Consider the following 26,998-nt stretch of genomic DNA (forward strand, 5'->3'; position numbering starts at 1 on the left):
ACCCGGAAGCTAAGCCTGCCAGCGCCGATGGTACTGCACTCGACAGGGTGTGGGAGAGTAGGACACCGCCGGAACATCATTCACGAAAGCCCCCCCAGCTCACGCTGGGGGGGCTTTCGTCGTTTCCGGGCCAATCCCGGTGTGCCGCAGCGGTCGTCAAGGCTGCTGGATGGGAAAGTTTCGACTGGATCGACCTGAAGGCGATGATTTCCGCCGCCCTGTCCCGTCAACACCTGCAGAGCGGATCCCATCCGAGCCTCTGGAGGAACCATGACCGAGCAGATCACCAGCGCTTTGCCCCCAGTCGTCGACCTGCCGACCTGGCAGGCCGCGCTCGACGAATTGCGTATCCGGGAGAAGGCCGCCACTCGTGAACTCGACGCGATCGCCGCGCAACGCCGCAGGTTGCCCATGGTCGAGCTCCCGGACTACACGTTGACGGGTCCGGACGGCCCCCTGCGCCTGGTCGACATATTCGACGGACACTCCCAACTCATCGTTTACCACCACATGTGGTCCGACGGCGCGGAGTGGCAGTGCGGCGGCTGCACCGGGTTCACCTCGCAGTACGTCCGGCTCGACTTCCTCGACAACTACGATGCCCGCTTCGTCATCGTGACGAACGGGCCCATCGGTGAAGCCCTGGCCTACAAGACCAAGGTCGGCAACAAAATGGACTGGTACTCGTCGTCGGAGAGCTCGTTCGGCGCGGACGTAGGCGCGGCGCCCGGTGCGGGCTTCGGCGTGAACGTCTTCCTCCGCGACGGCGACAAGGTCTATCGCACTTGGCATACCAACGGCCGTGGCACCGAACAACTGGGCTACACCTTTGCGTTGACCGATCTGCTGCCGTGGGGCCGCCAGGAGGAATGGCAGGATTCACCCGACGGCTGGCCGAAGTCGCCCACCTACTCCAACTGGCTCGACTCTCCCGATGTCGCCAGACTCTATGGCCCGAACGGGACGCCATAGCGAGGCCCGCGAATGGAAACCGAACCCACGCGCAGTGGTCATCTGCCGATCAACGGTCTGAGCCTTTATCACGAGGTGTATGGCGAGATCGGTAAGTCGACTCCGTTGCTGCTCATCCCCGGCGGGTTCATGGGCACCGACTCGATGCGGTCGTGGGTGTCCGCCTTCGCGAGCCGGCGCACCGTGATCGTCTTCGACCAGCAGGGACATGGCCGCACCCCGGACACTTCGCGCCCGATGTCGTACGAGCAGTTCGCCGACGACGCCGCGGCGTTGCTGCGCGCATTGCAGGTCGGGCGCGCGGATGTCATGGGCTACTCGCAGGGCGGCGGGGTCGCGCTCCAACTCGCGCTCCGTCATCCGGCGCTCGTCGAGAAGCTGGTCTCGTTGTCCGCCACCTATCGCAAAGACGGTTGGTACCCTTCGGTTTTCGAGGCCATCGCGGGCCTGAGCGCCACCGTGTTCGCCGGTACGGCCGTCGAGAAGGCGTTCAAGCAGCACACGCCGGACGATGCGGCGTTCGACGCCTATGTCGAGAAGATGAAGGCCTTGAACATCGCTGATCAGCACATCAGCGACGCGCAGCTGCGTTCGATGTCTGCGAAGACGATGGTCATCGTCGGTGATGCGGATGCGGTACGCCCCGAGCATGCGACGGCGATGTTCACGCTGCGCGGTGGCGGCGATGAGCAGGCGGCAGCGACGGGCGTGCTGGAGCGGGTTCCAGCCGTGCGCTTGGTGATGCTGCCCGCGATGTCGCATGTCGGCATCGCGGGAGAATCAGCGGTACTGGCACCGATGGTGACCGCGTTTCTCGATGATGTGCCGCCGGTGACGGTGGATCTCTTTTAGCGGCAGCCGGTTTCGGCTACTTGCGAATGGGGCGCCGCGCGCCGAGTTCAGCGTTGTCGGCGGCGGCGCGGCCGTCGTCCCAGCCGTTGGCGTTGGGGATGGAGACGCCGCGGTTGCGCACTGCCGGGAACAGGGTGTCGAAGGCTTTGTCCACCTTCAGCTGATGCGAGGCGAGGACCGGTAGAAGTCGTTGCGCGTCTGCGGATTTCGCGATGGTGGTTTCGTTCGCCGTCACCAACCGCTCACCGATGCGCGTCGCGTAGGCGATGAGGAACGACTTGCGGTAGGAGCGGCTTCGTGAGTCCGCGCTGCGCTCGGCCTGGTTGCCACTGGCGATCATCGCCCTGGTGGCCTGGACCAGCAGCGAGGTCGTCAACAGCTCGACGACCTCCAGGTCGCCGTCATCGCCGACGATGGTCATGAACCCCCACGCCGAGGAGAAGATGGCCCGGCAGCGGTTGGCCTTGGTCACCACATCGACGAGCAGCGCCTTGGCGTCGACATACGGTGTGTCCAGCCAAATCCTGGACGCGCCGGGCAGATCGGGCACTGAGGTGTCCGCGTCGACCAGCACGCGGTCCACCGCGTATTTGGTCATCAGTTCCTGGGCCTTGGCCGAAAGTGCCTCGGCCTCTTCGGGAAACGAGGTCGACTCGGCCTTGGCGAGCAGCCCCCGGACGCGGCTCAGAATCTTCTCGTCGACATGATGGTGCGCGGCGGTACTCGGCTGCGCGGTGCCGGGAAGCGGGCGAATGAGTTCCAGTCGCGGCAGCCGGATCAGCAGCGCCAGCGCCTGAACCACGGTGGTGAGCGCTTCGACCGGAGTCAGTAGTTGCTTCGCCGCCCACTGGCCGAGGTGTGGAGCCGAGGGTGACCACCAGGCGACGGCATCGAGGTCGTCGAGCTGTGCGCGCCAGGTCTCATCGACCGATGCGGCGGCGAAAGGCTGCATGTACACGGCGATCACGTCGGTCAGCAGCGCGATCGCGTACTCGTCGAGATTGCGCCGCGCGGCCTGGTGGATATCGTCGGGCAGCCAGCCGTTCTGAAAGACCCGGGTGATGATGTGCTGACCCGCGAGGTGCGCGCCGTGCTCCAGCTGCGGCGTCAGCGGATCGCGGCCGGCCAGTGCCGCCGCGCAACGTGCCGCGGCGGCCGAGGCGCCTTGCGCGGTCTCCATCGCGGCAGCCATCAACGCGTTCGCGATCTGTTCCGCGTCCGCGGGCGGCCGTTGCGCAGACCAGAAGCCGGAGCCGCCGGATGGACCGCTTTCCGGGCGGCGGCCGGTACGTCCCCGACGGTTCTGTTTGCTCATGCTCGCCACCTCCTGTTCGCGGTCCTGTCGTCACGCAACGATAGGCAACCCGACGACGATGACGTTGCGTGGGTAGGGGCAGTCGGATCTCGAGTCCGAGGCTCGCAGCGGAAAGCCCCCAAGCGCACGTTGGGGGCTTTCGTCGAACTCAGCCGTGGTCTGCGGGGTCTACGGGAGCTACGGGGTCGGTCATGGATCAAGCGTCCTCCCGCCGCGTGTCGATCCACATCACAGTCCCGTAGCGGTGCCGCGTGTTCGTCCGATCAGCGGTGTGTCGTGAGCGAAAGGGTCGCGGTCAGTTGACGGCCGGCGTCCAGCGTTGCCGAAATGTATTCCTCCCGTTCAGGTTTGGATGCTTCCGCGCGCAACGGCCCGAGCTGCACCTCGTACGCGGCGGTGCCCGTGGCATCGAAGACCGGGGCCGCGAGGTAGCTCAGCGGCAGTGCCTCATCGGAGTCCAATTCGCTTCTGCTGAAGGGGCGCGACGTGAGTGCGGCGAGCTGGCGAAGGGCACGGGTGCGCAAATGTGGTTGCAGCAGTTCGGATCCCACGGCTCCGAGCAGATCGGCCAGCAGGTCGACCATGCCCGCATCGTCGGCCCGCGGCCGGAACACGGCGACCCCGCGGTCGCGGACGAGGGCGAGCAACGAGCTCGCGGTGCGCCGGTCCGCTCCGGCGGCGGTCGCCGTCCATGCGTTCTGCTCGCTGGCCGAACGCCACGGCATCACGCTGGCGCCGGCCGGGAACTGGAGTGGAATGCGGTGTCCGACAGGGATTCCCGGAACAACGCGGTCGGTCCCGTGCCGGACGTCGAGAACGGTGAGGCGGTCCGGCTCGATGCGACTGAACGTCGCGCCGGATCCGGTCCGTGCGGCGAGCGTCGCGAGGATGGCGCCGACACCGTGGGGGAGTGCGGCTCCGTTCAGGCCGGCCAGTGCGGGGCCGATCACATATCCGCGCTGTGCGTCGCGGCCGACCCAACCCGCCGCGTCGAGCTCCGCCAGGATCGCGGTCGCGGTGGCGCGGGCGATATCGAGGCGTTCGGCGATTCCCGCGACACTTACCGGTTCGGTCGACGTCGCGAGCAGCGAAACGATGTCCACGACACGGCGCGTCGGCGGCGACGCTGATCGGTCCGGCATGGCGTAACCCCTTGTCTCCGCTCGGGCGAGCGACCTACTATGTGTCGAATATTAGTGCATTGACTGTCGAATATTCGACACCGCCGGTTGCGCGGGCCGCGCGGACGGCATGGATGGAGCGCGAATGATTCTGGATCGGTTCCGCATCGACGGACAGGTCGCCATCGTGACGGGCGCGGGCCGTGGCCTGGGTGCGGCGATCGCGGTGGCCTTCGCGGAGGCGGGCGCGGACGTCGTCATCGCGGCCCGCACCAAGAGCCAACTGGACGAGGTGGCCGAGCGGGTGACCGCGCTGGGACGCCAGGCTCACGTGGTACCTGCGGACCTGAGCGATATCGAGGCCACCGGGGCACTCGCCGAGGCGGCGGTGCAGCGCTTCGGCAGGCTGGACATCGTGGTCAACAATGTCGGCGGCGCCATGCCGTGCCCGCTGCTCGACACCACACCGCAGGCGCTGGTGGACGCGTTCAATTTCAACGTCACCAACGCGCATGCCCTCGTCCGCGCCGCGGTGCCCCGCATCCTCGAAACCGCCGGTGGCGGTTCCATTCTCAACATCACCTCGACCATGGGCCGGTTGCCCGGCCGCGCGTTCGCGGCCTACGGCACCGCCAAGGCGGCGCTGGCGCACTACACGAAACTGGCCGCGCTGGACCTGAACCCGCGCATCCGGGTGAATGCCATCGCCCCCGGCTCGATCCTGACCTCCGCTTTGGAGATCGTGGCGAGCAACGACGCGATGCGTACCCAATTGGAAACCAAGACACCGCTGCACCGCATCGGCGAACCCGAGGACATCGCCGCGGCCGCCCTCTACCTCGTTTCACCGGCGGGCAAGTACCTCACCGGCAAGGTCCTCGAACCCGACGGTGGCTTGATCACTCCCAACCTCGACATCCCGATCCAGGATCTGTGACATGACTTATCGCGTAGTGCAGTGGGGCACCGGCAATGTCGGCAGGCACGCCCTCGCCGGCGTCATCGCCAACCCCGATTTGGCACTGTCCGGCGTCTGGGTATCGGGCCCGAAGAAGGACGGGATGGACGCGGGAACCATTGCCGGACTGGATCATCCGGTCGGCATCGCCGCGACGACGGACACCGATGCGATCCTGGCCGCGAAGCCCGACTGCGTCGTCTACTGTTCGATGACCGACAACCGCCTGATGGATGCCATCGGCGATCTGCAGCGAATCCTCAGTGCCGGAATCAATGTCGTCGCCTGCGCCCCGGTGTTCTTCCAGTACCCGTATGGTGTCCTGCCCGACGAACTGCTGAAGCCGGTGCAAGAGGCTGCGGCGCAGGGCAATTCGTCGCTGTGGGTCAACGGCATCGACCCCGGTTTCGCCAATGACCTGCTCCCGCTGGCGCTGGCGGGCACCTGCCTGCGCATCGACGAGCTCCGCTGCATCGAGATCGTCGACTACGCCAGCTACGACAACCGCGAAGTCATGTTCGACATCATGGGATTCGGCAAACCCCTCGACGACATCCCGATGTTGCTGCAACCCGGCGTGCTGTCGCTCGCGTGGGGCGGCACCGTCCGCCAACTCGCCGCGGGCATCGGCGTCACGCTCGACGCGGTCACCGAGACCTACCAGCGCATCCCGGCCACCCACGCCTTCGACATCGCCACCGGCCACATCGCCGAGGGCACCGCCGCCGCACTGCGTTTCGAGGTCCGCGGCATGGTCGGCGATACCCCGGTGACTGTCCTGGAACACGTCACCCGCCTACACCCCGACCTGTGCCCCGACTGGCCCCAACCCGCCCACCATGAAGGCTCCTACCGCGTCGAGATCACCGGCGAACCGAGCTACGCCATGGACCTGGTGACCTCCAGCCGCAATGGCGACCACAACCACGCCACCCTGCTCGCCACCGCCATGCGCATCGTGAACGCTATCCCCGCGGTAGTCCAAGCGCCTCCGGGCATACTGACCGCCCTGGATTTGCCCCTGATCACCAATCCTGCCCAGCGGTAACCCTATTCGCGCGTTCGATACCGCTCGAGCAGACGGACGTGTGTCGGTTCGAGTTCGTCGATCGAGCTGACGCCGAGTAGCCGCATGGTGCGGATGATCTGGGTGCGGAGGATGTCGATCGCGCGGTCGACGCCAGCCTCACCGCCGGCCATCAGCCCGTACAGGTAGGCGCGGCCGACGAGGGTGAACCTAGCGCCGAGGGCGAGGGCGGCGACGATGTCGGCACCGTGCATGATGCCGGTGTCGAGGTGGATCTCCATGTCGTCGCCCACTTCGCGCACCACGGCGGGCAGCAGGTGCAGCGGGATGGGTGCGCGATCGAGTTGGCGCCCACCGTGATTCGAGAGGACGATGCCGTCGACGCCGAGTCCGGCCAGGCGCTTCGCGTCGTCGACGGTCTGCACGCCCTTGACCAAAACCTTTCCCGGCCAGTTCGCCCGGATCCAGGCGAGGTCGTCGAAGCCGACGGTCGGGTCGAACATGGCGTCGAGTAGTTCGGCCACCGTCCCCGCCCAGCGATCGAGCGACGCGAACGCCAGCGGCTCGGTCGTGAGAAAGTCCCACCACCACCAAGGCCTGCGTAAGGCGTCCAGCGCTCCGGCCACCGTGATCGACGGCGGCACGGTCATGCCGTTACGGACGTCGCGCAGTCGAGCCCCCGCCACCGGCACATCCACCGTGACGACAAGAGTGTCGAATCCCGCCTGCGCCGCCCGCTCGACCAGCCCCATCGAACGGTCACGGTCGGCCCACATGTAGAGCTGAAACCACTTGCGGGCGTTGGGCCCGGTGCCGGCCGCGACGTCCTCGATCGCCGTGGTTCCCATGGTGGACAACGTGAACGGAATCCCCGCGCGTTCGGCCGCCCGCGCACCCGCCAGCTCGCCCGCCGTATGCATCATTCTGGTGAACCCGGTCGGCGCGATACCGAACGGCAGCGCGGCCGTCTTGCCGAGCACCTGCACCGAGGTGTCGGTGGTGGCCACATCACGCAGGATCGCGGGCCGGAACTCGATGTCGGAGAACGCTTCCCGAGCCCGGTCGAGGCTGATCTCGGCGTCGGCGGCACCGTCGGTGTAGTCGAACGCGACCTTCGGCGTGCGCTTGCGGGCCAGCTCCCGCAGGTCCCAGATCGTCTGGGCGCGCGCGAGTTTGCGCTCCCGGCCACCGAACGGACGCTCGAATTTGATCAGCGGCGCGAGCTCTCGTGGCCGCGGCAACCTGCGCCCGGTCACCGGGCGGCCCCGGCCACCTGCGCGGCGGCACGCAGGCGCAACGAGTGCATCCCGCCGTCGACCTCCAGCATCGTCGCGGTGATGGACGCCGCCGCCGGACCGGCCAGATACGCGACCGCACTCGCGACTTCCGCGGGCGTCACCAGCCGCCCATGCGGCTGACGCGCCCGCAGCGCGGCCATTTCGGCGTCGGGATCCGCACTGGCGGCCAGCAGCCGCTGCACCCAGGGCGTGTCGACGGTGCCAGGATTCACGCAGTTCACCCGGATCCCCTCCGCGAGGTGGTCGGCGGCCATGGCGCGAGTGAGCGAGAGTATCGCGCCCTTACTGGCACTGTAGGCGGCGCGATCCGGCAGCCCGGTGGTGGCCGCGATCGAGCAGATGTTCACGATCGCGGCGGCGGGTGAGCGTCGGAGGTGGGGGAGCGCGGCTCGGGAAACCCGCACCGTGCCGAAGACGTTGACCTCGAACACCCGCCGCCATTCGTCGTCGGAGTTGTCCGCGATGGTCCCCTGCGCACCGATGCCCGCATTGTTGACGAGGACATCGATCCGCCCGAACGCGTCGACCACGCCCGCGATCGCGCGCCGGACCGATTCGTCATCGGCGACATCGCAGCGCAACGTAACCTCCGCCGTGTCACCAGGGTTCAGATCGAGCACCGCCACCCGCCCGCCCGCTGCGGCAAACGTCTCGGTAACGGCCTTCCCGATGCCGGACGCACCACCGGTGACCACTGCCACCAGTCCGTCGAACGTGCGCTGTGCCGTCATATCGACCACCTTCTCCCCTCGGGTTCCGGTGCACGAGTTCGTTTCCGGACAGGTCCGATGTTTGACTCTGGCGAACATAACACCGATCGGCGGCGCTCGCGCCAGATTGCCACTGCGCAACCAGGATTGACGGATTCCGAATCTCCCATTGCGCAGACAGACATCCGATGTATAGTCGTGACCCAGATCACTATCTGGAACGAGGATCACCCCATGGCGCACCTCACGGCGCTGGACACACTAGACGTCCGGTTCCCGACTTCGCGCGAGCTGGACGGCTCGGACGCGATGAACCCCGACCCCGACTATTCGGCGGCCTACGTGATCCTTCGGACCGATGACCCGGCCGGGCCGGAGGGCCACGGCTTCGCGTTCACCATCGGCCGCGGCAACGATGTGCAATGCGCCGCCATCCGGTCGCTCGCGCATCTGGTCGTCGGCCGCTCGGTGGCCGACATCGTCGGGAACCTCGGAGGATTCGCCCGCGACCTCGCCGCCGATTCTCAATTGCGTTGGCTCGGACCGGAGAAGGGCGTCATGCAGATGGCGGTGGGCGCGGTGCTCAATGCCGCCTGGGACCTCGCCGCGAAGCTCGCCGGAAAACCGGTGTGGCAGTTGGTTTCCGAGATGTCGCCGGAACAGATCGTCGACCTGATCGACTTCCGCTACCTCACCGACGCCATGACACCCGATGAGGCACTGGCGATCCTGCGCCGCGCCGAACCGGGCAGACGCGAACGCACGGCCCGCCTGCTCGACACCGGATACCCGGCGTACACGACGTCACCGGGCTGGCTCGGCTACTCGGACGACAAGCTGGCCCGGCTGGCCCGCGAGGCGGTGGCCGACGGATTCGGCACCATCAAGATCAAGGTCGGTCGCGATGTCGACGAGGACGTGCGCCGGGTGAAGGTCGCCAGGGAGGCGATCGGACCCGATATCGGGCTGGCCGTCGACGCGAACCAGCGCTGGGACGTCGACGCGGCCGTGGACTGGATTTCCCGGCTGGCACAGGCGAATCCGGCCTGGGTCGAGGAGCCGACCAGCCCGGACGACATCCTCGGCCACGCCGAGATCCGCCGCCGCGTCGCGCCGGTGCGCATCTCGACCGGCGAGCACGGCCAGAATCGGATCTTGTTCAAGCAGCTGCTGCAGGCCGGTTCGGTCGATCTCTTACAGATCGATGCGGCAAGAGTCGCCGGAGTCAACGAGAATCTGGCAATCCTGTTGCTGGCGGCCAAGTTCGGCGTCCCGGTGGTGCCGCACGCGGGCGGTGTCGGACTGTGTGAACTGGTCCAGCATCTGGCGATGATCGACTACATCGCGATCACCGGAACCACGCAGGACCGCGCGATCGAATTCGTCGACCATCTGCACGAGCATTTCCGGCATCCGGTGCGCGTGGTCCGCGGCCGCTACCTCGCCCCGCGCGAGCCCGGTTTCAGCGCCGAGATGTTGCCCGATTCGCTTCGCGACTACGCCTATCCGACCGGAGCCGCGTGGCGCGCGGATCCGCAGGCCCGCTCGACCCAACAGCAGGAGAACTCATGAAAACCGCCAGCCTCATCGGCGTAGCCCTCGGCGCCACACTGGTCATCGCCTCGGGCGCAGCCTGTTCCCGGGAGTCCACCGGCCCCGGCGGCAGCGCCCCGGCCGTCACCGTCGGCGTCGGCGCGGACAACGGCGTCCTCGTCGGCGCGGACCAGCCCCGCTCGGACTCCGACTTCTGGAGCGCCTACGCGGGCTATCTGGGCCCGAAAGCCGCTGCCGCGGGCGTGAAGCTGGAGAACACCTCCTCCGACAACGACGCCAACCGGCTCAAGTCGAACGTCGACACCCTGCTGTCCAAGAACGTCAAGGCGATCATCATGGCACCGCAGGACACTGCCGCGGTGAAGCCCGCCCTCACCGCGGCGGCCGCGAAGAACGTGCCGGTGGTCAGCGTCGACACCCGCCCCGACAGCGGCGGCGTGTACATGGTCGTGCGCGCGGACAACCGCGCCTACGGCACCAAGTCGTGCCTCTATCTCGGCGAAACCCTCAAGGGCGCAGGCAAAGTCGTGGAATTCCAGGGCGACCTGAGTTCGATCAACGGCCGCGATCGGTCGGAGGCGTTCGCGGACTGCATGAAAACGCGGTACCCCGGCATCAAGGTGATCGAGATCCCGACCGACTGGAAGGGTGATCGCGCAGTCTCCGGCCTCCAGGACAAACTGCTGACCGACCCCGACATCAACGGCATCTACATGCAGGCCGGTGGCGTGTTCCTGCAGTCGACGATGGCCCTGCTGCGGCGCAGCAACAAACTGGTGAAAGCCGGTGCGCCGGGCCACATCACGATCGTGTCGAACGACGGCATCAAGGCCGAACTGGACGCCATCGAAGCGGGCGAGATCGACGCGACCATCTCTCAGCCCGCCGATCTGTACGCGCAGTACGCGGCGTTCTATGCCAAGGCCGCCATCGATGGCCGCAAGTTCACCCCGGGAGCCACCGATCACGGGTCGACCATCATCGACACCGGCGTCGGCGGCACCCTCGAAGACCAGCTGCCCGCCCCGGTCGTCACCCGAACGGGCGGCAAGGTCGGCGAACTCGACACCCTGAACACCACCGCGCCCGGGCTGTGGGGTCACGGCGGATGACCGGCGAACCGATCGCCGAGGCGATCGACGTGTCGAAACGCTTCGGCCGCAACGTGATCGCGCTGGATCGGGTCGGACTGCGGGTGGACGTGGGGCGGACGCACGCGCTGGTCGGGCGCAACGGTGCCGGGAAGTCGACGCTGGTGTCGATCCTGACCGGACTCGCGACTCCCGATGCGGGGGAGGTGCGGTTCAACGGTCTTCCGGCGCCGTCGCCCGCCGACCGGGACGCGTGGCGATCTCGGGTGGCGTGCGTGTATCAGAAGTCGACGATCATTCCGGACCTGTCGGTGGCGGAGAACCTGTTCGTCAACAGTCAGGGCTTCGGCGGCCGAATCATCAACTGGCGCAAGGTGCGCGGGCGCGCCCGCGAATTGCTCGACACGTGGTCGGTGCCCGTCGGCGTCGACACCGTGGCCCGCGATCTGTCCGTGGAACATCGTCAGCTGGTCGAGATCGCCCGTTCGCTCTCGCACGGTGCGCGGTTCATCATCCTGGACGAGCCGACCGCGCAACTCGACGGACCCGCGATCAAGCGGCTGTTCAGCCGGATCCGGGACCTGCAGACGCAAGGCGTCACCTTCCTGTTCATCTCCCATCACCTCGACGAGACCTACGAAATCTGCCAGGACATCACCGTTTTCCGGGACGCGAGGCACGTGCTGACCGCGCCGGTCGCCGAGCTCGGCAAGAAGGAACTGATCGCCGCGATGACCGGCGATTCGGTCGAACTCGAGACGCCGGTCGCCCGGCGCGATCCCGATGACGCGGCGGCACCGACGCTGCGGGTCGAAGGGCTCTCGCGGGCCGACGAATTCGAGGAGGTCGGGTTCGAGGTGCGGCCGGGGGAGATCGTCGGTCTCGCGGGCGGTGGCAGCAGCGGCCGGATCGAGGTCGCCGAGACCATCGTCGGATTGCACAAGGCGGCAACGGGTTCCATCCTCGTATCCGGCAATCGGCTACGCCACGGCGGGGTCCGGGCCGCGCTCGACGCGGGTATCGGCTTCGTGCCGCGCGACCGGCACGAGGAGGGCCTGATTCCGGAGATGAGCGTCGCCGACAACGCCACCCTGACGGTGCCGCGCCGATTGGGGCGTTTCGGACTCCTGTCCCGCCGCACCCGGAACACGGTGGCGGGCAGGGCAATCGATGATCTCGGGATCAAGACCGAGGGCCCCGATCAGAGCGTCGCCGAACTGTCCGGCGGCAATCAGCAGAAGGTGGTGTTCGCCCGCGCGCTGGCCACCGAGCCCGCAGTGCTGGTGCTGATCACGCCGACGGCGGGCGTCGACGTCCGGTCGAAGGAGACGCTGCGCGGTGTCGTGCGCGACGCCGCGGACCGGGGCACCGCCGTGCTGGTGGTGTCGGACGAGCTCGACGATCTGCGCGACTGCGATCGCGTCCTGGTGATGGTGCAGGGGCGGATCGCCGCGGAATTCGAGCAGGGCTGGGGCGACAAGGAACTCGTCGCCGCGATGGAAGGATTGTCATGACCCCGATCGCCACCGGGCGCGAACCCGCCGCCCGCGCGTCCACCGGAACGCGGCGGCCCGCGCTGCGCTGGGGTGCGCTGCGCGACTTCCTGCTGGTGCCGCCGATCCTGCTGGTGCTGGTGGTCGGCTACTTCATCAACACCAACTTCGTCTCGTCCACCAACCTCACCAACGTGCTGACCTCGATGAGCGGCATCGCGCTCATCGTGCTGGCCGAGGTGCTGGTGCTGGTCGTCGGCCGGATGGACCTGTCGCTGGAGTCGACCTTCGGGCTCGCGCCCGGCGTCGCCATCTGGGCGACCATGGGCACCGCCAAGGTGGGCGCCTACACCTGGACCTCGCCGTGGATGGCCATCCCGATCGCGCTGCTCGTCGGGCTCGCCGTCGGCGCGCTGAACGGGGTGCTGATCGTGCGGTTCGGGTTGAACGGCTTCATCGTCACCCTGGCGATGCTCATCGCCCTGCGCGGGCTGCTCACCTTCCTGACCGAGGGCTTCACGCTCACCAAGATCCCGCCGTCGGTCGAATGGCTCGGCAACACCCGGATATTGGGTGTGCCGGTCGACGTGGCGGTCTGCTTGGCGTTGTTCCTCGTCGGCTATCTCGTGCTCACCTATACGACGGCCGGGCGCGCACTCTATGCCGTCGGCGGCAACGAGGCCGCCGCGCGGGCCGCGGGCATCCGCACCGACAACGTCGTCATCGCCGTCCTGGTCGTCGCGGGCGGGCTCGCCGCGATCGGCGGTCTCATCTACTCGGGGCAGTTCGCCAGCGTGCAGGTGAGCCAAGGCGATGGGATGATCTTCCAGGTGTTCGCCGCCTGTGTGATCGGCGGAGTCGCGCTCAACGGCGGGCGTGGCTCGGTACTCGGCGCGTTCTTCGGCGTGCTGATCCTCACGCTGATCCAGAAGTTGCTGTCCTACGGCGGGGTGAGCGCCGACTCGCTGAAGTTCATCAACGGCGCGCTGATCCTGGTCGCCCTGGTGATCACCCGCATCGCCAGCGGACGACGGCAGGAGTGAGCGTGCGAATCGCGTTGCACACCAAGCTGAAACCCGGTGCCGAGGCCGAGTACGAGGCGGCGCACCGCGCGGTGCCCGCCGAGCTCGTCGCCGCCATTCGGGATGCCGGAGCGACGTCCTGGACCATCTGGCGCAGCGGCACCGATCTGTTCCACGTGATCGACTGCGCCGCTTACGATCTGCTGCTGAGCCGGTTGGCGGAGCTACCCGTCAACATCGCGTGGCAGCTGCGGATCAACAAGTATCTCGAAGCGTCGCACGACTATTCGGCGGTCGGCACCGACGCGGCGCTGCCGGTCGTATGGGAGCTGGACGGTGAATGACGTAGCCGACATCGTGCTCGGCGGCGCGGGTTACGCGGGCCTGTTTCGCGCGGTCGACGAGGCGGCCGCCCAGGCAGGCCTCGCGGCGGCCTGGGACGCGGGCATTCGCGCCTTCGACACCGCGCCGCACTACGGTGCGGGCAGCAGCGAGGAACGTCTCGGCCGGTTCCTGCGGTCACGGTCGGAGTACACGATATCGACGAAGGTGGGACGGTTGCTCTATGCCGATCCGATGGCCCCGGACGGTGTCGACGACTTCTATGGAGCACCGAAACGTTCACGGCGGCGGGACTATTCGGCGGCAGGCGTGCGGCGATCACTGGAGGACTCACTAGAACGACTCGGGCTGGACCGGGTCGACCAGCTACTGATTCACGACCCGGACAACCATCAGGATCAAACACTGGCCGAGGCGATGCCCGAACTGGTCCGGATGCGCGCCGCCGGCGTGGTTTCCGGCATCGGAGTCGGCGTCAACGACGTGGACGTGGCACTGCGCTTCGTGCGTGAAACGACCATCGACTACGTAATGATCGCCGGCAGATATACCTTGCTCGACCGGCGCGCGGAAGCCGAGCTACTCCCCGAATGCGCGCACCGAGGCATTCGAGTACTCGTCGCCGGTGTCCTGAACAGTGGCATCTTGGCCGACCCGCTGCACAGAGCCACCTTCGACTATCGGCCCGCGCAACGCGACATCATCGAACGCGCTCAGACGATGGAGCGGCTGTGCGCGAAATATGACGTCCCGCTGCGTGCCGCCGCGCTGCAATTCCCACGCCGGAACCCGGCGGTCGCCGCCACCGTCATCGGTGCGGGCATCAAGACCGAAGTCGAGGACACCGTCGCGATGCTGAACATCGCTGTCCCGGAAGACCTCTGGCACGAACTGGACCGATGCGCATGACCCGCCCCGAGTCAGCCTTCGGCGCGGCGCAACCACTCCATGACGCCCGCCACGTGGGCGAGGGCACGGGCCTGTGCCAATTCCGGATCGCGGGCGGCGATCGCATCGCAGATGCCGCGATGTTCGGCGACCGTGCGCTCGAACGCCCGCTCCTCGGTCATGCCGCGCCAGATCCGGGCCCGCGTCGTCGGCAGCGACAGCGAATCCAGCAGGGAGGCAAGCACTTTGTTGCCGGACGCGGCGGCGATGGCGGCGTGGAACTCGAGATCCAGCGCGACCAGCTCGGTCACCGAGGTGGTCGCCGGCACGACGAGGGTGCGCAGGTGCGCGATCCCCTCCTCGGTCATCGACTGCGCGGCCAGGGCGGTGGCGGCGGGCTCGAGGATGCGCCGGATGCCGAGCACGTCCAATACCGAGTTGTCCTGGTGGAATTCGAGCAGAAAGCTCATCGCGTCGAGCAGCGACTTCGGCTCCAGGCTCGCCACATAGGTGCCGTCGCCCTGCCGCACGTCCAGAATCCGGACCAGCGACAGCGCCCGGACCGCCTCGCGCAGCGAGTTGCGCGAGACGCCGAGCTCGGCGGCGAGGTCCGCTTCGCGGGGCAGCCGGGCGCCGGGCTCCAGATCGCCCGAGATGATCATCGACTTGATCTTCGCAATCGCGTCGTCGGTAACCGACACCTGTTTCCTTCGCCCTCGAGGATGTGAAGCTATGCCTCCGATGACTGTAGACTCTCATGTCCATATTTGGCGGGTGGACGGCGGAACATTCGGCGTCGAGTACGACTGGCTCACCGAAACATCGGATGTTTTATACCGAAATTACGCCCTGGCGGATGTGCAGCCCGAGTTGACCGAGCACGGTGTCGGCGCGATCGTCTTGGTCCAAGCCGCCGATTCGGTCGCCGAAAACCGCGCGTTGCTGGCCGCCGCGACGGCCTCGCCGCACCCGACCGCCGTGGTCGGCTGGCTGCCGCTGCATCGGCCCGAGCTCGTGGCCGCCGAACTGCCCGGGCTGCGTGCGCATCCCGAGTTCGTCGGCGTCCGGCACATGATCCACCGCGATCCGGACCCGAAATGGCTACTGCGCCCCGAGGTTTCGGACGGTCTCGCGCTGCTGGCCGACGCGGGCCTGGTCTTCGACGCAGTGGCCGAGCGGCCGGATCTACTGGCACAGGTCCCGCTGATCGCCCGCGATCACCCCGACCTGACCATCGTCCTGGACCACCTGGGCAAGCCGCCGATCGCCACCGGCGACTGGCAACCGTGGGCCGGCCTGCTCGCCGAGGCCGCCTCGCAGCCCAACGTGGTCGCCAAAATCTCCGGCCTGGCCACGGTATCCGGCACCGAGATCACCGCTGAGCGCTGGCAGCCCTACGTCGACCACGCGGTGGCCTGCTTCGGGCCGGAGCGCCTGATGGTCGGCGGCGACTGGCCTTTCACGCTCACCGCCGCGTCGTATCGGACCGTCTGGCAGACCACCCTGGCCACGCTGGCCCACCTGACGCCCGCCGACCGCGTGCAGATACTGACCGAAGTCGCCTGGCGCACTTACCAACTGCCGCTCGCCCCGACCTGGATGATCGAAGGAGAACCCGAATGAAGTTGCAGCGCATCGGCGAAACAGGTGCCGAGCGACCGATCGTTGTCGACGGCGAGTACGCCTATGATCTGAGCTCGCTCACTACGGACATCGACGGCGGCTTCCTCGCCGCGGACGGCATCGAAGCCGTCGCCGCAGCGCTGGCGGCGGATCGACTGCCCCGCGTCGATATCGCGGGCGAACGCGTCGGCGCCCCGATCGCCCGCCCGCAAGCGGTGTGGTGCGTCGGCATGAATTACGCCGCGCACGCCGCGGAATCGGGTTCAGTACCGCCGCAGACTCCGGTGGTCTTCTTCAAGACCCCGAACACCGTGGTCGGTCCCTACGACGACGTGCTGATCCCGCGCGGCTCCGAGAAGACCGACTGGGAAGTAGAACTCGCGGTGGTGATCGGCCGCCGCGCACGCTACCTGGACTCGGTGGAGGAGGCGATGAATCACATTGCCGGATACACCATCTCGAACGACGTCTCCGAACGTGCCTTCCAGCTCGAACAATCGGGCGGCCAGTGGTCGAAAGGCAAATGCTGCGAGACCTTCAACCCGCTCGGCCCGGCCCTCGTCCCGCGCGACCGGCTCGACCCGGGCAACCTGCGGTTGCGTTCGTTCGTGAACGGCGAAGCCCGCCAGGACTCCAGCACCGCCGACCTCATCTTCGACGTCGGCTACCTCGTCTGGCACCTGTCCCAGTACGCGGTCCTCGAACCGGGCGACCTCATCAACACCGGAACCCCGGCGGGCGTAGCGCTTTCCGGTCGCTTCCCGTACCTGCGCGATGGTGACGTGGTGGAGGTCGAGATCGAGGGGATCGGCCGGGCCAGGCAGCGGTGCCGCGCTGCCACCGGGGCGCGCGAATCATCGCCGCAGGCCGCGGTCGAGGCGTGAGTTATTCGGCGGCAAGCACTTCCAGCGCCCGGTCGACGTCTTCGGCAGTGTTGTACAGGTGGAAGGAGAAGCGCAGCCCACCGTTTCGCGCCGAGGTGATGACATCGGCCTGCTCCAGGCGGGGCGCAGCATCACCCGCGCCGGGGACCGTAACGATAGGCGAGCGGCTCGGCACCCAGGTGCGGCCGAGCTCGGTCAGTCCGGCGCGGAACCGGTCGGCCAGCCCGAGGTTGTGCGCGCTGATCTTCTCCACCGTCAACTCTTCGATCAGCGAGATCCCCGCGTCCGCCGCGACCACGCCGTACCAGTCGGGGGTGGAATCGAAGCGACGGGCGGTGCTCGGCAGCTTGACCGGGCTGTACATCTCGGCCCACGGATCCGCCGCCGCGTACCAACCGGGCGCGACCGGCCGTATCGTCTCGATCGCCTCGGGTCCCGCGGCGAAGAAGGCGATGCTGCGCGCGCCGATCAACCACTTGAACGTCGCACACACCCAGTAGTCCGCGTCGGCCAGGCTCAGCGGCAGCCAGCTCGCCGCCTGGGTGGCGTCCACCAGCAGCCGGGCACCGTGCGATCGAGTGGCCGCGCGCAGCGCCGGCAGATCCGTCATCCGCCCGTCCGCCGACTGCACCACGCTCACCGCGACCAGCGCGGTCTCCGGCCGCACCTCCTCGGCCAGCCGCTCCAACGGCACCACGCGCACCACCAGGTCGCCGCGGTGTAGGAAAGGCATGCTGACCGAGGCGAATTCACCCTCGGCGACCAGCACCTCGGCGCCCGGCGGCAGCGCGACGGCGACCGGGCCGATCAGCTGGGCGACAGTGCTGCCGAACGCGATGTCGTCCGCGGTGGCGCCCGCCAGCAGCCGCGCGTACGACTCCCGCAGGCGGGGCACCAGATGATCGTTCGTCGACGGACCGCCGCGGCCCGCCGCCCATCGCGCGTTCATGTCACGGATCGCGGTCAGTGAGCGCGTGGACGGCAGCGCGTACGAGGCGGTGTTGAGGTAGCTGACTTCGGACGAGAACTCGTTGGGCGCAAGGGAGGACATAGTAGGAGCATCCGCCGCCGCCCCGAACCAGTACAGCGCCAGCACCTCGAAAGTGGACCGTTATGTCGAGATCAGCGTCCGGATCTGGTCGCGCAGCGTCGCCGCGGTCGCGGCGAGCCGCTCGTTCTCCAGCGCGTCGGCGTCCGGGGGGACGGGCGCTCCGAAGGTCAGCAGGACGAGGAGCCGGTCGAATACCGAGGCGATGCGTGCCAAGTCGTCGTTGGTGAATAAGGGGTCGGGCAGATGCTGTGCCATCAAGATGAGGATGGATGCCGATGCGGCCGCTGCCGCGCGTTGGCGGCGTCGTTCGCCGTCGACGTCCGGACAGCCTGCGACGAACGAGGTTTCGTGGTGCCGCAGGGCAAGGGCATACCAGATCTCGGCGATATCAATGCGGTGGTCGTGGTCGTGCAGGTTGGCGTAGACGGTGCGCGCCAGGGCGCCGGCGCGATCGGCGGCACTGACTTCGGTTGCGCCCCAAGTGAGTCCGATGAGCCGGGCCAGTGTGGTCGCCATGCGTTCGAGGTCGGCATCGGTGAATGCGGGATCGGGTAGCGCCTCGGCCATGGGCGCCAGGATCGCGAGTGCCTGTGCGGCGGCGTCGCGTTGGCTGCGTTGTTCGGCGGCGGTTTCGCGCCAGTACTCTTCGATCAAGCCGTCGAATTCGCTGCCTGACATAGCCGGTCCTCCTGCTGAGGCGATGGCCGTCGTCGACCCGCCACGAACCCGAACTAGTCAGTATGCGCGGATGCCCTATTTCGGTGTCGGTGTTGCCCACATATTCGATAGCAATTGATGGCTGGGCGTGTCGGCGAGCGACTGCATCGATTCGTAGATCCGTTGATAAGTGGTCGAGGTGATGCGCCAGCTGCCGTCGGCGTCGAGGCGGTAGGTGTCGGAGTAATATCCGGCGCCGCGGATGAGCACGCCGTATTCGGTGGCGATCACGGTGTCCTCGAAACCCCATGAGCCAGTGGCGGTCTCGCCGTCGACGGCGATCTCGGGATGGCTCGCGATATGCACCGTGACCACCGTCGGGCCGAGGTTCTCGCGCATGAACGCGGTGATGGCCGCGCGGCCGTCCAGGGTGAGCGGTTCGCCCAGCGCGTGAGTGCCGTAGCGGCCCGCGGCGTCCACGGCGAGGGTGTCGGCGAAGTCGTCCCACCGTTTGAGATCCAGGGTCCGAAAGTATCGGTACTTGAGCTGACGGACGGCTTCGATGGCGGCGAGATCCATCTGTTCAGCCTGGCACGCCACCGCGCGCCAGACAATAACCTGTTCTACTTTCGGGGCCTGGATGTGTCCCGCGCCGACCGATGGGTACTCGACTCGATGAGGCATGCCGAAGCCAGCGCATGCGCTCACCGCACCGAAAGTCTCGTCACGATCGGGAGTTTGCCTTGAAGAGTCCTGTTACCTCGCCCAACCCGCACGATCCGTCGCTCGATCAAGCGGTCGCGCTGCACGCCGCGGCGACCCGGCTGGAGGAAGAGTTCGACGGCCTCATCGACGACGCCGCCATCGAACAGTTCCTTCGCTCGGCCTACGACCACGTCGCCGACCACGCGACCATCGACACCTTCCTCCCGCTGCTCGCCGAGCGCTACACGCGAGAGTGGTTGTACGCCTTGGTCGGCCAGCACGACAGCACGGCCTAGCTGTCAAGCTTCGCTCCCGGCTACCGAGAAGATCCGTAGTGGTCTCCGTAGTTTCCGGGATTCCACTTCGGGCTCGCCGAGGCACTGTGATGGGTGACACAAACGTGATCTAAGCTCTAGGCGAGCACCACAGTGGAGGTGAGCTATGACGGTCGAGGCGGTAACCTCTCCCGAATCCGGCGAGTTATCGGGACCGGTGTCCACTCGGCCGCCGCAGCCACCGGTGTCCATGATCGAACGAATGACGTTGATACTGGACGCTTTCGACGGCGCGACACCGACGCTCACCTTACTCGGATTGTCCGAGCGCACCGGCCTGCCGCGCTCCACGGTGCATCGCATCCTCGACCAGATGATCCGACTACGCTGGCTCGCGCACGCACCGGGCGGCTATCGACTGGGCATGCGCACCCTAGAGCTAGGCGGACTTGCCGCCGACCACAACGAGATTCGCGATGTGGTCAGCCCGCTGCTGCACGATCTCTGTCAACGCACCGGCATGGTCGGACATCTCGGCGTGCTGGACGGCCGCGAGGTGCTCTATCTCGACAAGGCGGGCGGCCGATTCGCCGCCACGGTGCCGACCCGGCTCGGTGGCCGAATGCCCGCGCACAGTACGGCGCTCGGCAAGGCGCTGCTCGCGTCGCTCGAGCCGAGCATCGTCGAAACATCGTTTCGTGATCACCTGCCGCAGCTGACCGCCCGAACGATTTGCGACAGAGCCGAATTACACCGCGAGCTCGCCAGGATCCGGCAGCGGCAGGGCGTCGCGGTGGACAACGAGGAGTCGGTGGCAGGTATCGCCTGCGTCGCCGTGCCTATTCGCGGTCGCGGCGCCGCGGTGGCTGCCCTGTCGTTGTCCGGCCAAATCGGCAGCGAGCGAGCGGCTTTGGACACCGCGCGGCTGGCCCGCGTGCTGGTCGAGGTCGCGCACGAGGCTGGTCGATCCCTCTTCCCGCGGCACGCCCGCTGGCGCTGAGCCGTTATCCGGTCAGTGCGGGATCGCGTCGATGATGGCTCGCGCGCCCTGCCGGAGCAGATCCGCGCCGACGAAGAAACCGAGCGCCTGCGGGTCTTCCGGCACACCCCAATGATGGGAGTCCAGCCACTGGGCGCCGTCCAGGCTGAACACCTTGCCGTGCAAGGTGAGTCGGCCGGTGCGGTCGGTGGTCGCGTAACCCGCGATGGGGGAGTTGCAGTGCCCTTGCAGTGCGTGCAGCATTGCGCGCTCGGCATCCGCCTGACGGTGCGTGTCCGGGTTGTCGAGACGCGCGGACAACTCCAGCAGCTCGGTGTCGCCGGCCCGGCACGCCAGCGTGATGATGCCCGCGCCGATGGGCGGGCACATGGTGTCCAGGTCGAGGGTTTCGGTGATGCGATGAGCCTGGTCGACGCGGTGCAGGCCGGAGACGGCCGCGATCAGCACGTCGATGTGGCCCTCTTCGAGCCGCGCCAGCCGGGTATTGACGTTGCCGCGCAACGGCTTGACCGTCAGGTGCGGGTAGTGCAGGCGCAGCTGCGCGGCCCGGCGCACCGAGCTGGTGCCGACCACGGTGCCCGCGGGTTGGTCGGCCAGCGGGGCGCCGTTACCGGTGATGATCGCGTCGTGCACATCGTCGCGCGGCAGGTATCCGGCGAACGCCAAACCCTCCGGCACCGGGATATCGCCGGGGATGTCCTTGAGGCAGTGCACCGCGAGGTCGGCCTCGTCCACCAGCAGCGCGTGGTCGATCTCCTTGACGAAGGCGCCCTTGCCGCCGAGCTTGGCCAGGTCACCCATCCAGCGATCACCCGCGGTGGTGACCTTGACCAGCTCACTGTCCATCCCCTGCGCGCCGAGCAGCGCGGCGACCTGCTCCGCCTGGGCCAACGCCATGGGGCTGGATCGAGTGGCGATCCGAATAATGCGCGAACGCGACATGCCTCGCACGTTACTCCAGCCCGACCCGGCGAGCCGCACCACCTCTGATTTGCGGCCCCGAGAATCGCCGCCGATTTCCGGTGCGAGAAATCGGAAATGGTGCGGTGGTGCGGTACTGGCGCGGTGACAATAGGGCGTGGGTACACGGAGTAGGAGCAGCGCGTGATGTACAGCGACGAACATCAGGAGTTCCGGGCGATGGTCCGGCGGTACATCGAGCAGAAGATCAATCCGCACGTGGACGAGTGGGAGCGGGCCGAAATGATGCCGCTGCACGAGATCTTCGCGGACATGGCCAAGCTCGGCATCCTCGGGCTGGAGTACGACCCGGCCTATTCGGGGCAGGGCGCCGACCATCTGTTCACCGTGGTGCTGTGCCAGGAACTGGGTCGCGTCGCGCACGGGTCGTTTCCGATGGCGCTCGGCGTGCACGTCGCGATGGCGACGCCGTCGCTGCACGCGCACGGCAGCGAGGAACTCAAGCAGGAGTATCTGGCCCCCGCCATGCGCGGTGAAACAGTCTGTGGCGTAGCGGTTACCGAGCCGGAGGCCGGTTCCGATGTGGCGGGGATCCGGACCAGCGCGCGCCGCGACGGCGACGACTGGGTGATCAACGGCTCGAAGGTGTTCATCACCAATGCCGTTCAGGCGGACTGGTTGTGCACGCTGGTGCGCACCTCGCCGGAGGGCGGGTATCGCGGGATGAGTCAGATCATCGTGCCCACCGACGCCCCCGGCTTCCGGGTGGACCGCAAGCTCGACAAGCTCGGCATGCGCGCCTCCGACACCGGCCTGCTCACCTTCGAGGACGTGCGAGTTCCGGTGCGCAACACCATCGGTGAGATCGGCCGCGGCTTCCAGCAGCAGATGTCGCAGTTCGTGATGGAACGGATGTTCGCCGCCTACAGCGCGCCGATCAGCTGCGCGCTGCAGTTGGAGCTGACGCGCGACTACGCCAAGCAGCGAAAGGTGTTCGGCCAGCCGCTGACCGCGAACCAGTACCTGCAGTACACCTACGCCGAGCTCGCCGCCAGGGTGGACCTGCTGCGTGTCTACACCGAGACCACCGCTCAGTCGTACACCGATGGCGGTGACGTCACCCGGATGGCGACGATCGCCAAGCTCGAGGCGGGCAGGCTGTCCCGTCAGGTGGCGGACTGGTGCCTGCAGATCCACGGCGGCATGGGTTATATGGAAGAGACCTGGACTTCCCGCGCGTATCGGGACAGTCGGCTGCTGAGCATCGGCGGCGGCGCGGACGAGGTCATGCTGCGCGTGCTCTCGCTGATGGACGGGTTCGCTTAGCACGAGTCGCCCCTCGTGACATGGGATTTCGCGTGGTAACTAATCGTGGCCGACCGTTGTTTTTCCGGTGGGCCGCATGAGTGTCCAACAGTGTGCTGGGCATTTGCCCCATGCTTGCTGAAGCGTGAGTCTTTCACTGCGTAGAATTTTCGTTCCCGACATGCGACGACCGTTCGGCTGCTTTCCTATGGACGTCAGGAGCGACAGTCCGTGATCAGGTGAGCCGTTAGTCGGGGAGCGATGCACCGGATACCGATCAACCAACGACACTTCCGCTCGGGGTGGCTGTGGTCCGCGATCGGCTTGGTCGCCATCGCGGGCGTGGCCGTGTGGCTGACCCGGCCGGAGCCGCTGCACTGCGATACGCCGAACGCGCAGGCCCAGTCGCCGACCTCTAATGTGCTGGTCCAGTCGGCGACCTCGCGAACGCCGGTGGCTACCAGCAGCATTGGGCCCACCGCGGCTCCCGCGGCGGAACCGCAACCTGTCGTCTCGGGTGAGGCGCGCTTCTATTCGTTCAGCCCAGGGGTTTCCTGCTCGTTCCCCGGGCTGCCGATGGACGGTTTCTATGTAGGGATGTCGACGCCGGAGTTCGGCAAGGCCGATCCGTGCGGCGCGTACCTCGACATCCAGGGGCCGCGCGGCGACGTGCGCGCGCTCATCGTGGACCGTTGCCCGGCATGTGCTCCGGGACAACTGGATTTGAGCGTCGCGGCCTTCACCCAGCTCGCCGATCTGTCCGACGGCGTGGCGAAGGTCCGCTACAGCGTGGTGCGCAATCCGGAGCCGCCGCCGGAGCTGTTCTATCAGGTGAAGCCGGACTCCAGCAGCGCCTGGTTCGCGATCCTGTTCAGTGGATCGGGGAACCCGTTGCGGGAGGTCGCTATTCGGCCGAACACCGGCGGCGCCTGGCAGAGCCTCGCCCGGGGCATGGACAACTACTGGTCCATCTCCGGCGCCGGAAAAGGACCGTTCGACGCGCGCGTCACCGACGTACACGGCGACCAGGCGGTCATCCTCGGTATCACCCTGCAGCCGGGCACCCGCGCGACCGGCGCCCGGCTCTACGCCGAGACGCCGCCGCCCGTCACTCCCGAAACCACTCAGCCGCAGCTGATTCCGCCGCCGACCTCGCTGGCCGCCGCCTCGCATCAACCGTCCGCGAGCTGCAAGCCCTAACGCAGTTTCGCGGCGAGCGCCCTGCCCGCGGCGCGCCCGGAGAAGATGCATCCGCCGAGGAAGGTGCCTTCCAGCGCGTTGTACCCGTGCACGCCGCCACCGCCGAACCCGGCCACCTCGCCCGCCGCGTAGAGGCCGGTGAACTCGGTGCCGTCCGGGCGCATCACCTGAGAGTCGAGGTTGGTCTGCAAGCCGCCCAACGTCTTTCGGGTGAGGATGTTCAACCGCACTGCGATGAGCGGGCCTGCCTTCGGGTCGAGGATGCGGTGCGGCTTGGCGACCCGGCTCACCTTGTCGCCCAGGAATTGGCGCGCGTTGGTGATCGCCATCAGTTGGCTGTCCTTGGAGTACTTGTTCGCCACCTCCCGGTCCCTGGCGACGATTTGCTGTTCGAGTGCGTCGTAGTCGAGCTGCGGGCCCCGTGCGATCTTGTTCATCCCGGCCACCAGCTCACGCAGGTTGTCCGCGACCACGAAGTCGACGCCGTGCTCTTTGAACGCCTCCACCGGACCCGGCGCACCCTTGGCGAAGCGGCTCTCCAGAGTGAACTTGAGGTCCTTGCCAGTGATGTCGGGGTTCTGCTCGGAACCCGACAGTGCGAATTCCTTCTTGATGATCGACTGGGTGAGCACGAACCAGGAGTAGTCGTAGCCGGTGGCCAAGATCTCCTTCATCGTGGACATGGTGTCGAAACCGGGGAAACACGGGGCGGGCAACCGCTTTCCGTTGGCGTCGAACCACAGCGAGGACGGTCCGGGGATGATCCGGATGCCGTGGTCGGGCCAGATCGAATTCCAGTTGTTGATGCCCTCGGTGTAGTGCCACATGCGATCCCGGTTGACGATGGCGCCGCCCGCGGACTCGGTGATGCCGAGCATCCGCCCGTCCACGTGCGCGGGTACGCCGGAGATCATCGTCTCCGGGCACTTGCCGAGCCGCTCGGTGGGCCAGTTGCGCCGGATCAACTCGTGGTTGTGCCCGATGCCGCCGGAGGTGACGATCACGGCCTTGGCGCGGAACTCGAACTCGCCGACGACGTCTCGGGACGACGCCTTACCGCGGTCGAGATCCGTCTCCGCCAGCACGCTGCCGCGCACGCCGACCACGGCACCGTCCTCGACGATCAGTTCGTCGACCTGATGCCGGAAGCTGAAGCCGACCAAGCCCTTTCGCTCACCTTCGAGCACCGGCTCGGCGAACACGCGCACCACCTCGGGCCCGGTGCCCCAGGTCATGTGGAAGCGCGGCACCGAATTGCCGTGCCCGTCGGCGAATTTCCCGCCGCGTTCGGCCCAGCTGATCAGCGGCGTCACCCGCAGCCCGAGTTCGCGCAGATACTCGCGCTTCTCGTCGGTGGCGAACCGCACGTAGGCCTGCGCCCACTGCCTGCCCCACCGGTCCTCGTCGTCGCGATCGAAACCGGCGGAGCCCAGCCAATCCTGCAGTGCCAGCTCGTAGGAGTCCTTGATGCCGAGGCGCCGCTGCTCCGGCGTGTCCACCATGAACAGCCCGCCGAGCGACCAAAACGCCTGCCCGCCCAGGTTGTTGCGATTCTCCTGGTCGAGCACGTGCACCTTGCGGCCCGCCTTGACCAGCTCGTGGGTCGCGACCAGGCCGGCCAGCCCGGCACCGACGACGATGACATCGGCCTCGGTGGCGAATATTGGATCGGACGTGTTCATAAGATGTTTAGCGCGGATACCCTCTCGTTTTTGAGGGGGTGGAAGCGCTGTCCTCCATTCGGTGTCGGTGGTGCGGGCTAGGTTGGGCCATGGATGAGGTGGTGCGGTACAGCTTTCGTTTGCGGCCGGGCCGCAGTGCCGAATCTGCTTCGCTGGCTGAGTGGGGTCGGTGCCGGTTTTTGTGGAATGAGGCTGTCCACCAGCAGAAGTCGGGCAACATGCCCACCTACGGGCAAGCGCTCACTCAGTCGTTCACGGTCAAGGGCCGGGGGCGGCCGGTGTTCAAGGCGCGTAAAAGGTCTCGGGTGTCGTTGGAGTACACGCGGCGCGGATTCAGTATCAGTGATGGGCGGCTGGTACTGGCCAAGGGCATCAGTATCCCGGTGGTGTGGTCGCGGGAATTGCCGTCCGACGCGAGCAGTGTGCGGATCATCAGGGATTCGCTGGGACACTGGTATGTGTCGTTCGTCGTGCGCCGTGCTGTCGAAACCGCTGCTATGGCTGCGGGCGGCATCGGCATCGACTGGGGTGTGCATACCACCGCCACTACGACCCACGCTACCTTCGATCTTCCCTATCGTGGGTACCGTGCGCGCTGCGCGGCGGAACTGGCTCGAGCACAACGCAAGATGGCTCGCCGACGCGGCAAGCCGGGGCCGCAGTCGCGCGGGTATCAACGGGCCGCGCACCAAGTGGCCAAGTTGCACGCCAAGGCCGCCCGCCAGACCCGGCACGATTTGCGAGTCTGGGCGAAAGCTGTTGCCGATCAGCATGAGTTGATCGCGGTGGAGGACTTCGAACCGAAGTTTTTGGCCAAGTCCACCATGGCCCGCAAGGCCGCCGATGCGGCGATCGGCGCGGCAAAGCGAGAACACCTCGAACTCGCCGAACGAACCTTCCGATGTCACCGCTGCGGCTATACCGACTGTCGGGACCGGAACGCCGCCAGAGTGATTCTGGCTGTGGCAGAGCGCGGCCACGCACGTGTTGACGATGTCAGACAGTCCGATCACCTCCTTCGAGCGGCTGGTTCGGTTGCGGTCCGAGCGTGA

At 67.2% G+C, this 26,998-nt stretch carries 27 protein-coding genes; 17 read left to right on the plus strand and 10 right to left on the minus strand.

Annotation, left to right across the window (positions count from 1 at the left end; translation table 11 throughout):
* The first annotated feature begins 270 nt into the window (after positions 1-270).
* Both ACFWF1_RS36585 and ACFWF1_RS36590 read left to right on the plus strand, forming a co-directional pair.
* Positions 271-972: a DUF899 domain-containing protein gene (locus ACFWF1_RS36585; protein WP_379292093.1), complete on the plus strand. Its 702-nt coding sequence runs from the start codon at positions 271-273 to the stop codon at positions 970-972.
* A gap of 12 nt (positions 973-984) precedes the next feature.
* A complete protein-coding gene (locus ACFWF1_RS36590) occupies positions 985-1,824 on the plus strand; it encodes an alpha/beta fold hydrolase (protein ID WP_379292092.1) in 840 nt (279 codons plus the stop codon).
* 16 nt (positions 1,825-1,840) lie between these two features.
* On the opposite strand, the gene ACFWF1_RS36595 is transcribed toward ACFWF1_RS36590, so the two are convergent.
* Positions 1,841-3,139 (minus strand): DUF2786 domain-containing protein, encoded by a 1,299-nt coding sequence (locus ACFWF1_RS36595; RefSeq protein ID WP_379292091.1) that lies wholly within the window; start codon positions 3,137-3,139, stop codon positions 1,841-1,843.
* A gap of 263 nt (positions 3,140-3,402) precedes the next feature.
* Positions 3,403-4,281, minus strand: coding sequence for a helix-turn-helix domain-containing protein (locus ACFWF1_RS36600; protein ID WP_379292090.1), 879 nt, complete (start codon positions 4,279-4,281; stop codon positions 3,403-3,405).
* 124 nt (positions 4,282-4,405) lie between these two features.
* On the opposite strand from ACFWF1_RS36600, the gene ACFWF1_RS36605 reads away from it, so the two are divergent.
* A complete protein-coding gene (locus ACFWF1_RS36605) occupies positions 4,406-5,197 on the plus strand; it encodes an SDR family oxidoreductase (RefSeq protein WP_379292089.1) in 792 nt (263 codons plus the stop codon).
* A 1-nt stretch (position 5,198) separates the two neighbouring features.
* Positions 5,199-6,266, plus strand: a complete 1,068-nt coding sequence (locus ACFWF1_RS36610) for a diacylglycerol kinase (protein ID WP_379292088.1) — start codon at positions 5,199-5,201, stop codon at positions 6,264-6,266.
* A gap of 2 nt (positions 6,267-6,268) precedes the next feature.
* Here the strand turns inward: ACFWF1_RS36610 and ACFWF1_RS36615 are convergent, their stop codons facing one another.
* Positions 6,269-7,501 (minus strand): alpha-hydroxy-acid oxidizing protein, encoded by a 1,233-nt coding sequence (locus tag ACFWF1_RS36615; protein WP_379292087.1) that lies wholly within the window; start codon positions 7,499-7,501, stop codon positions 6,269-6,271.
* On the minus strand, positions 7,498-8,274 hold the full coding sequence (locus ACFWF1_RS36620; protein WP_379292086.1) for an SDR family NAD(P)-dependent oxidoreductase: 777 nt from the start codon (positions 8,272-8,274) through the stop codon (positions 7,498-7,500). Before ACFWF1_RS36620 ends, ACFWF1_RS36615 begins: the two co-directional genes overlap by 4 nt.
* Positions 8,275-8,487: 213 nt before the next feature.
* On the opposite strand from ACFWF1_RS36620, the gene ACFWF1_RS36625 reads away from it, so the two are divergent.
* The 6 genes from ACFWF1_RS36625 to ACFWF1_RS36650 are packed head-to-tail and all read left to right on the plus strand — an operon-like array spanning position 8,488 to position 14,664.
* Positions 8,488-9,825 carry an L-fuconate dehydratase gene (locus ACFWF1_RS36625; protein WP_379292085.1) on the plus strand — a complete coding sequence of 446 codons (1,338 nt, stop codon included), beginning with the start codon at positions 8,488-8,490 and terminating at the stop codon, positions 9,823-9,825.
* Positions 9,822-10,919 (plus strand): sugar ABC transporter substrate-binding protein, encoded by a 1,098-nt coding sequence (locus ACFWF1_RS36630; RefSeq protein ID WP_379292084.1) that lies wholly within the window; start codon positions 9,822-9,824, stop codon positions 10,917-10,919. The genes ACFWF1_RS36625 and ACFWF1_RS36630 overlap by 4 nt, the downstream gene beginning before the upstream one ends.
* Positions 10,916-12,412 (plus strand): sugar ABC transporter ATP-binding protein, encoded by a 1,497-nt coding sequence (locus ACFWF1_RS36635; protein ID WP_379292083.1) that lies wholly within the window; start codon positions 10,916-10,918, stop codon positions 12,410-12,412. Before ACFWF1_RS36630 ends, ACFWF1_RS36635 begins: the two co-directional genes overlap by 4 nt.
* Positions 12,409-13,434, plus strand: coding sequence for an ABC transporter permease (locus tag ACFWF1_RS36640; RefSeq protein ID WP_379292082.1), 1,026 nt, complete (start codon positions 12,409-12,411; stop codon positions 13,432-13,434). Before ACFWF1_RS36635 ends, ACFWF1_RS36640 begins: the two co-directional genes overlap by 4 nt.
* A gap of 2 nt (positions 13,435-13,436) precedes the next feature.
* Complete coding sequence (locus tag ACFWF1_RS36645; protein ID WP_379292081.1) at positions 13,437-13,757, plus strand: L-rhamnose mutarotase; 321 nt, start codon at positions 13,437-13,439, stop codon at positions 13,755-13,757.
* Positions 13,750-14,664: an aldo/keto reductase gene (locus ACFWF1_RS36650; protein WP_379292080.1), complete on the plus strand. Its 915-nt coding sequence runs from the start codon at positions 13,750-13,752 to the stop codon at positions 14,662-14,664. The genes ACFWF1_RS36645 and ACFWF1_RS36650 overlap by 8 nt, the downstream gene beginning before the upstream one ends.
* 11 nt (positions 14,665-14,675) lie before the next feature.
* On the opposite strand, the gene ACFWF1_RS36655 is transcribed toward ACFWF1_RS36650, so the two are convergent.
* Positions 14,676-15,344, minus strand: a complete 669-nt coding sequence (locus ACFWF1_RS36655) for a FadR/GntR family transcriptional regulator (protein WP_379292079.1) — start codon at positions 15,342-15,344, stop codon at positions 14,676-14,678.
* A gap of 40 nt (positions 15,345-15,384) precedes the next feature.
* On the opposite strand from ACFWF1_RS36655, the gene ACFWF1_RS36660 reads away from it, so the two are divergent.
* Positions 15,385-16,266 (plus strand): amidohydrolase family protein, encoded by an 882-nt coding sequence (locus ACFWF1_RS36660; RefSeq protein ID WP_379322261.1) that lies wholly within the window; start codon positions 15,385-15,387, stop codon positions 16,264-16,266.
* Positions 16,263-17,150 (plus strand): fumarylacetoacetate hydrolase family protein, encoded by an 888-nt coding sequence (locus ACFWF1_RS36665; protein WP_379292077.1) that lies wholly within the window; start codon positions 16,263-16,265, stop codon positions 17,148-17,150. Before ACFWF1_RS36660 ends, ACFWF1_RS36665 begins: the two co-directional genes overlap by 4 nt.
* A 1-nt stretch (position 17,151) precedes the next feature.
* Here the strand turns inward: ACFWF1_RS36665 and ACFWF1_RS36670 are convergent, their stop codons facing one another.
* The 3 genes from ACFWF1_RS36670 to ACFWF1_RS36680 all read right to left on the minus strand — a co-directional run bounded on the left by ACFWF1_RS36670 (position 17,152) and on the right by ACFWF1_RS36680 (position 19,437).
* Positions 17,152-18,201 carry an aminotransferase class V-fold PLP-dependent enzyme gene (locus ACFWF1_RS36670; protein ID WP_379292076.1) on the minus strand — a complete coding sequence of 350 codons (1,050 nt, stop codon included), beginning with the start codon at positions 18,199-18,201 and terminating at the stop codon, positions 17,152-17,154.
* Between the two features lie 60 nt (positions 18,202-18,261).
* Entirely contained in the window at positions 18,262-18,879 is a 618-nt protein-coding gene (locus ACFWF1_RS36675) for a hypothetical protein (RefSeq protein WP_379292075.1), read from the minus strand.
* A gap of 75 nt (positions 18,880-18,954) precedes the next feature.
* Positions 18,955-19,437, minus strand: coding sequence for a nuclear transport factor 2 family protein (locus ACFWF1_RS36680; RefSeq protein ID WP_379292074.1), 483 nt, complete (start codon positions 19,435-19,437; stop codon positions 18,955-18,957).
* Between the two features lie 164 nt (positions 19,438-19,601).
* Here ACFWF1_RS36680 and ACFWF1_RS36685 point away from each other — a divergent pair, with 164 nt between their 5' ends.
* Together ACFWF1_RS36685 and ACFWF1_RS36690 are read left to right on the plus strand one after the other, a co-directional pair.
* Entirely contained in the window at positions 19,602-19,859 is a 258-nt protein-coding gene (locus tag ACFWF1_RS36685; RefSeq protein WP_379292073.1) for a three-helix bundle dimerization domain-containing protein, read from the plus strand.
* Positions 19,860-20,004: 145 nt separating this feature from the next.
* Positions 20,005-20,838: an IclR family transcriptional regulator gene (locus ACFWF1_RS36690; RefSeq protein WP_379292072.1), complete on the plus strand. Its 834-nt coding sequence runs from the start codon at positions 20,005-20,007 to the stop codon at positions 20,836-20,838.
* A gap of 12 nt (positions 20,839-20,850) precedes the next feature.
* On the opposite strand, the gene hemC is transcribed toward ACFWF1_RS36690, so the two are convergent.
* Complete coding sequence (hemC, locus tag ACFWF1_RS36695) at positions 20,851-21,780, minus strand: hydroxymethylbilane synthase (RefSeq protein WP_379292071.1); 930 nt, start codon at positions 21,778-21,780, stop codon at positions 20,851-20,853.
* Between the two features lie 162 nt (positions 21,781-21,942).
* On the opposite strand from hemC, the gene ACFWF1_RS36700 reads away from it, so the two are divergent.
* Entirely contained in the window at positions 21,943-23,085 is a 1,143-nt protein-coding gene (locus tag ACFWF1_RS36700; protein WP_379292070.1) for an acyl-CoA dehydrogenase family protein, read from the plus strand.
* Positions 23,086-23,325: 240 nt separating this feature from the next.
* Positions 23,326-24,264: an expansin EXLX1 family cellulose-binding protein gene (locus ACFWF1_RS36705; protein WP_379292069.1), complete on the plus strand. Its 939-nt coding sequence runs from the start codon at positions 23,326-23,328 to the stop codon at positions 24,262-24,264.
* On the opposite strand, the gene ACFWF1_RS36710 is transcribed toward ACFWF1_RS36705, so the two are convergent.
* Entirely contained in the window at positions 24,261-25,946 is a 1,686-nt protein-coding gene (locus tag ACFWF1_RS36710) for an FAD-binding dehydrogenase (protein ID WP_379292068.1), read from the minus strand. The two genes, ACFWF1_RS36705 and ACFWF1_RS36710, sit on opposite strands and share 4 nt — an antisense overlap.
* A gap of 89 nt (positions 25,947-26,035) precedes the next feature.
* Between ACFWF1_RS36710 and ACFWF1_RS36715 the strand changes: the two genes are divergently transcribed.
* Entirely contained in the window at positions 26,036-26,998 is a 963-nt protein-coding gene (locus ACFWF1_RS36715; protein WP_379292067.1) for an RNA-guided endonuclease InsQ/TnpB family protein, read from the plus strand.

Origin of the sequence: Nocardia sp. NPDC060255 (genome assembly GCF_042727395.1) — a bacterium.
In the GTDB taxonomy this organism is placed as follows: Bacteria; Actinomycetota; Actinomycetes; order Mycobacteriales; family Mycobacteriaceae; genus Nocardia.

Coding starts and splice junctions, on each gene's coding strand:
- ACFWF1_RS36690 (WP_379292072.1), top strand. CDS start 20,005: ATGACGGTCGAGGCGGTAACCTCTCCCGAATCCGGCGAGTTATCGGGA.
- ACFWF1_RS36680 (WP_379292074.1), bottom strand. CDS start 19,437: ATGGATCTCGCCGCCATCGAAGCCGTCCGTCAGCTCAAGTACCGATAC.
- ACFWF1_RS36620 (WP_379292086.1), bottom strand. CDS start 8,274: ATGACGGCACAGCGCACGTTCGACGGACTGGTGGCAGTGGTCACCGGT.
- ACFWF1_RS36635 (WP_379292083.1), top strand. CDS start 10,916: ATGACCGGCGAACCGATCGCCGAGGCGATCGACGTGTCGAAACGCTTC.
- ACFWF1_RS36670 (WP_379292076.1), bottom strand. CDS start 18,201: ATGTCCTCCCTTGCGCCCAACGAGTTCTCGTCCGAAGTCAGCTACCTC.
- ACFWF1_RS36640 (WP_379292082.1), top strand. CDS start 12,409: ATGACCCCGATCGCCACCGGGCGCGAACCCGCCGCCCGCGCGTCCACC.
- ACFWF1_RS36605 (WP_379292089.1), top strand. CDS start 4,406: ATGATTCTGGATCGGTTCCGCATCGACGGACAGGTCGCCATCGTGACG.
- ACFWF1_RS36715 (WP_379292067.1), top strand. CDS start 26,036: ATGGATGAGGTGGTGCGGTACAGCTTTCGTTTGCGGCCGGGCCGCAGT.
- ACFWF1_RS36665 (WP_379292077.1), top strand. CDS start 16,263: ATGAAGTTGCAGCGCATCGGCGAAACAGGTGCCGAGCGACCGATCGTT.
- ACFWF1_RS36625 (WP_379292085.1), top strand. CDS start 8,488: ATGGCGCACCTCACGGCGCTGGACACACTAGACGTCCGGTTCCCGACT.
- hemC (WP_379292071.1), bottom strand. CDS start 21,780: ATGTCGCGTTCGCGCATTATTCGGATCGCCACTCGATCCAGCCCCATG.
- ACFWF1_RS36705 (WP_379292069.1), top strand. CDS start 23,326: ATGCACCGGATACCGATCAACCAACGACACTTCCGCTCGGGGTGGCTG.
- ACFWF1_RS36710 (WP_379292068.1), bottom strand. CDS start 25,946: ATGAACACGTCCGATCCAATATTCGCCACCGAGGCCGATGTCATCGTC.
- ACFWF1_RS36600 (WP_379292090.1), bottom strand. CDS start 4,281: ATGCCGGACCGATCAGCGTCGCCGCCGACGCGCCGTGTCGTGGACATC.
- ACFWF1_RS36660 (WP_379322261.1), top strand. CDS start 15,385: ATGACTGTAGACTCTCATGTCCATATTTGGCGGGTGGACGGCGGAACA.
- ACFWF1_RS36630 (WP_379292084.1), top strand. CDS start 9,822: ATGAAAACCGCCAGCCTCATCGGCGTAGCCCTCGGCGCCACACTGGTC.
- ACFWF1_RS36585 (WP_379292093.1), top strand. CDS start 271: ATGACCGAGCAGATCACCAGCGCTTTGCCCCCAGTCGTCGACCTGCCG.
- ACFWF1_RS36675 (WP_379292075.1), bottom strand. CDS start 18,879: ATGTCAGGCAGCGAATTCGACGGCTTGATCGAAGAGTACTGGCGCGAA.
- ACFWF1_RS36610 (WP_379292088.1), top strand. CDS start 5,199: ATGACTTATCGCGTAGTGCAGTGGGGCACCGGCAATGTCGGCAGGCAC.
- ACFWF1_RS36590 (WP_379292092.1), top strand. CDS start 985: ATGGAAACCGAACCCACGCGCAGTGGTCATCTGCCGATCAACGGTCTG.
- ACFWF1_RS36595 (WP_379292091.1), bottom strand. CDS start 3,139: ATGAGCAAACAGAACCGTCGGGGACGTACCGGCCGCCGCCCGGAAAGC.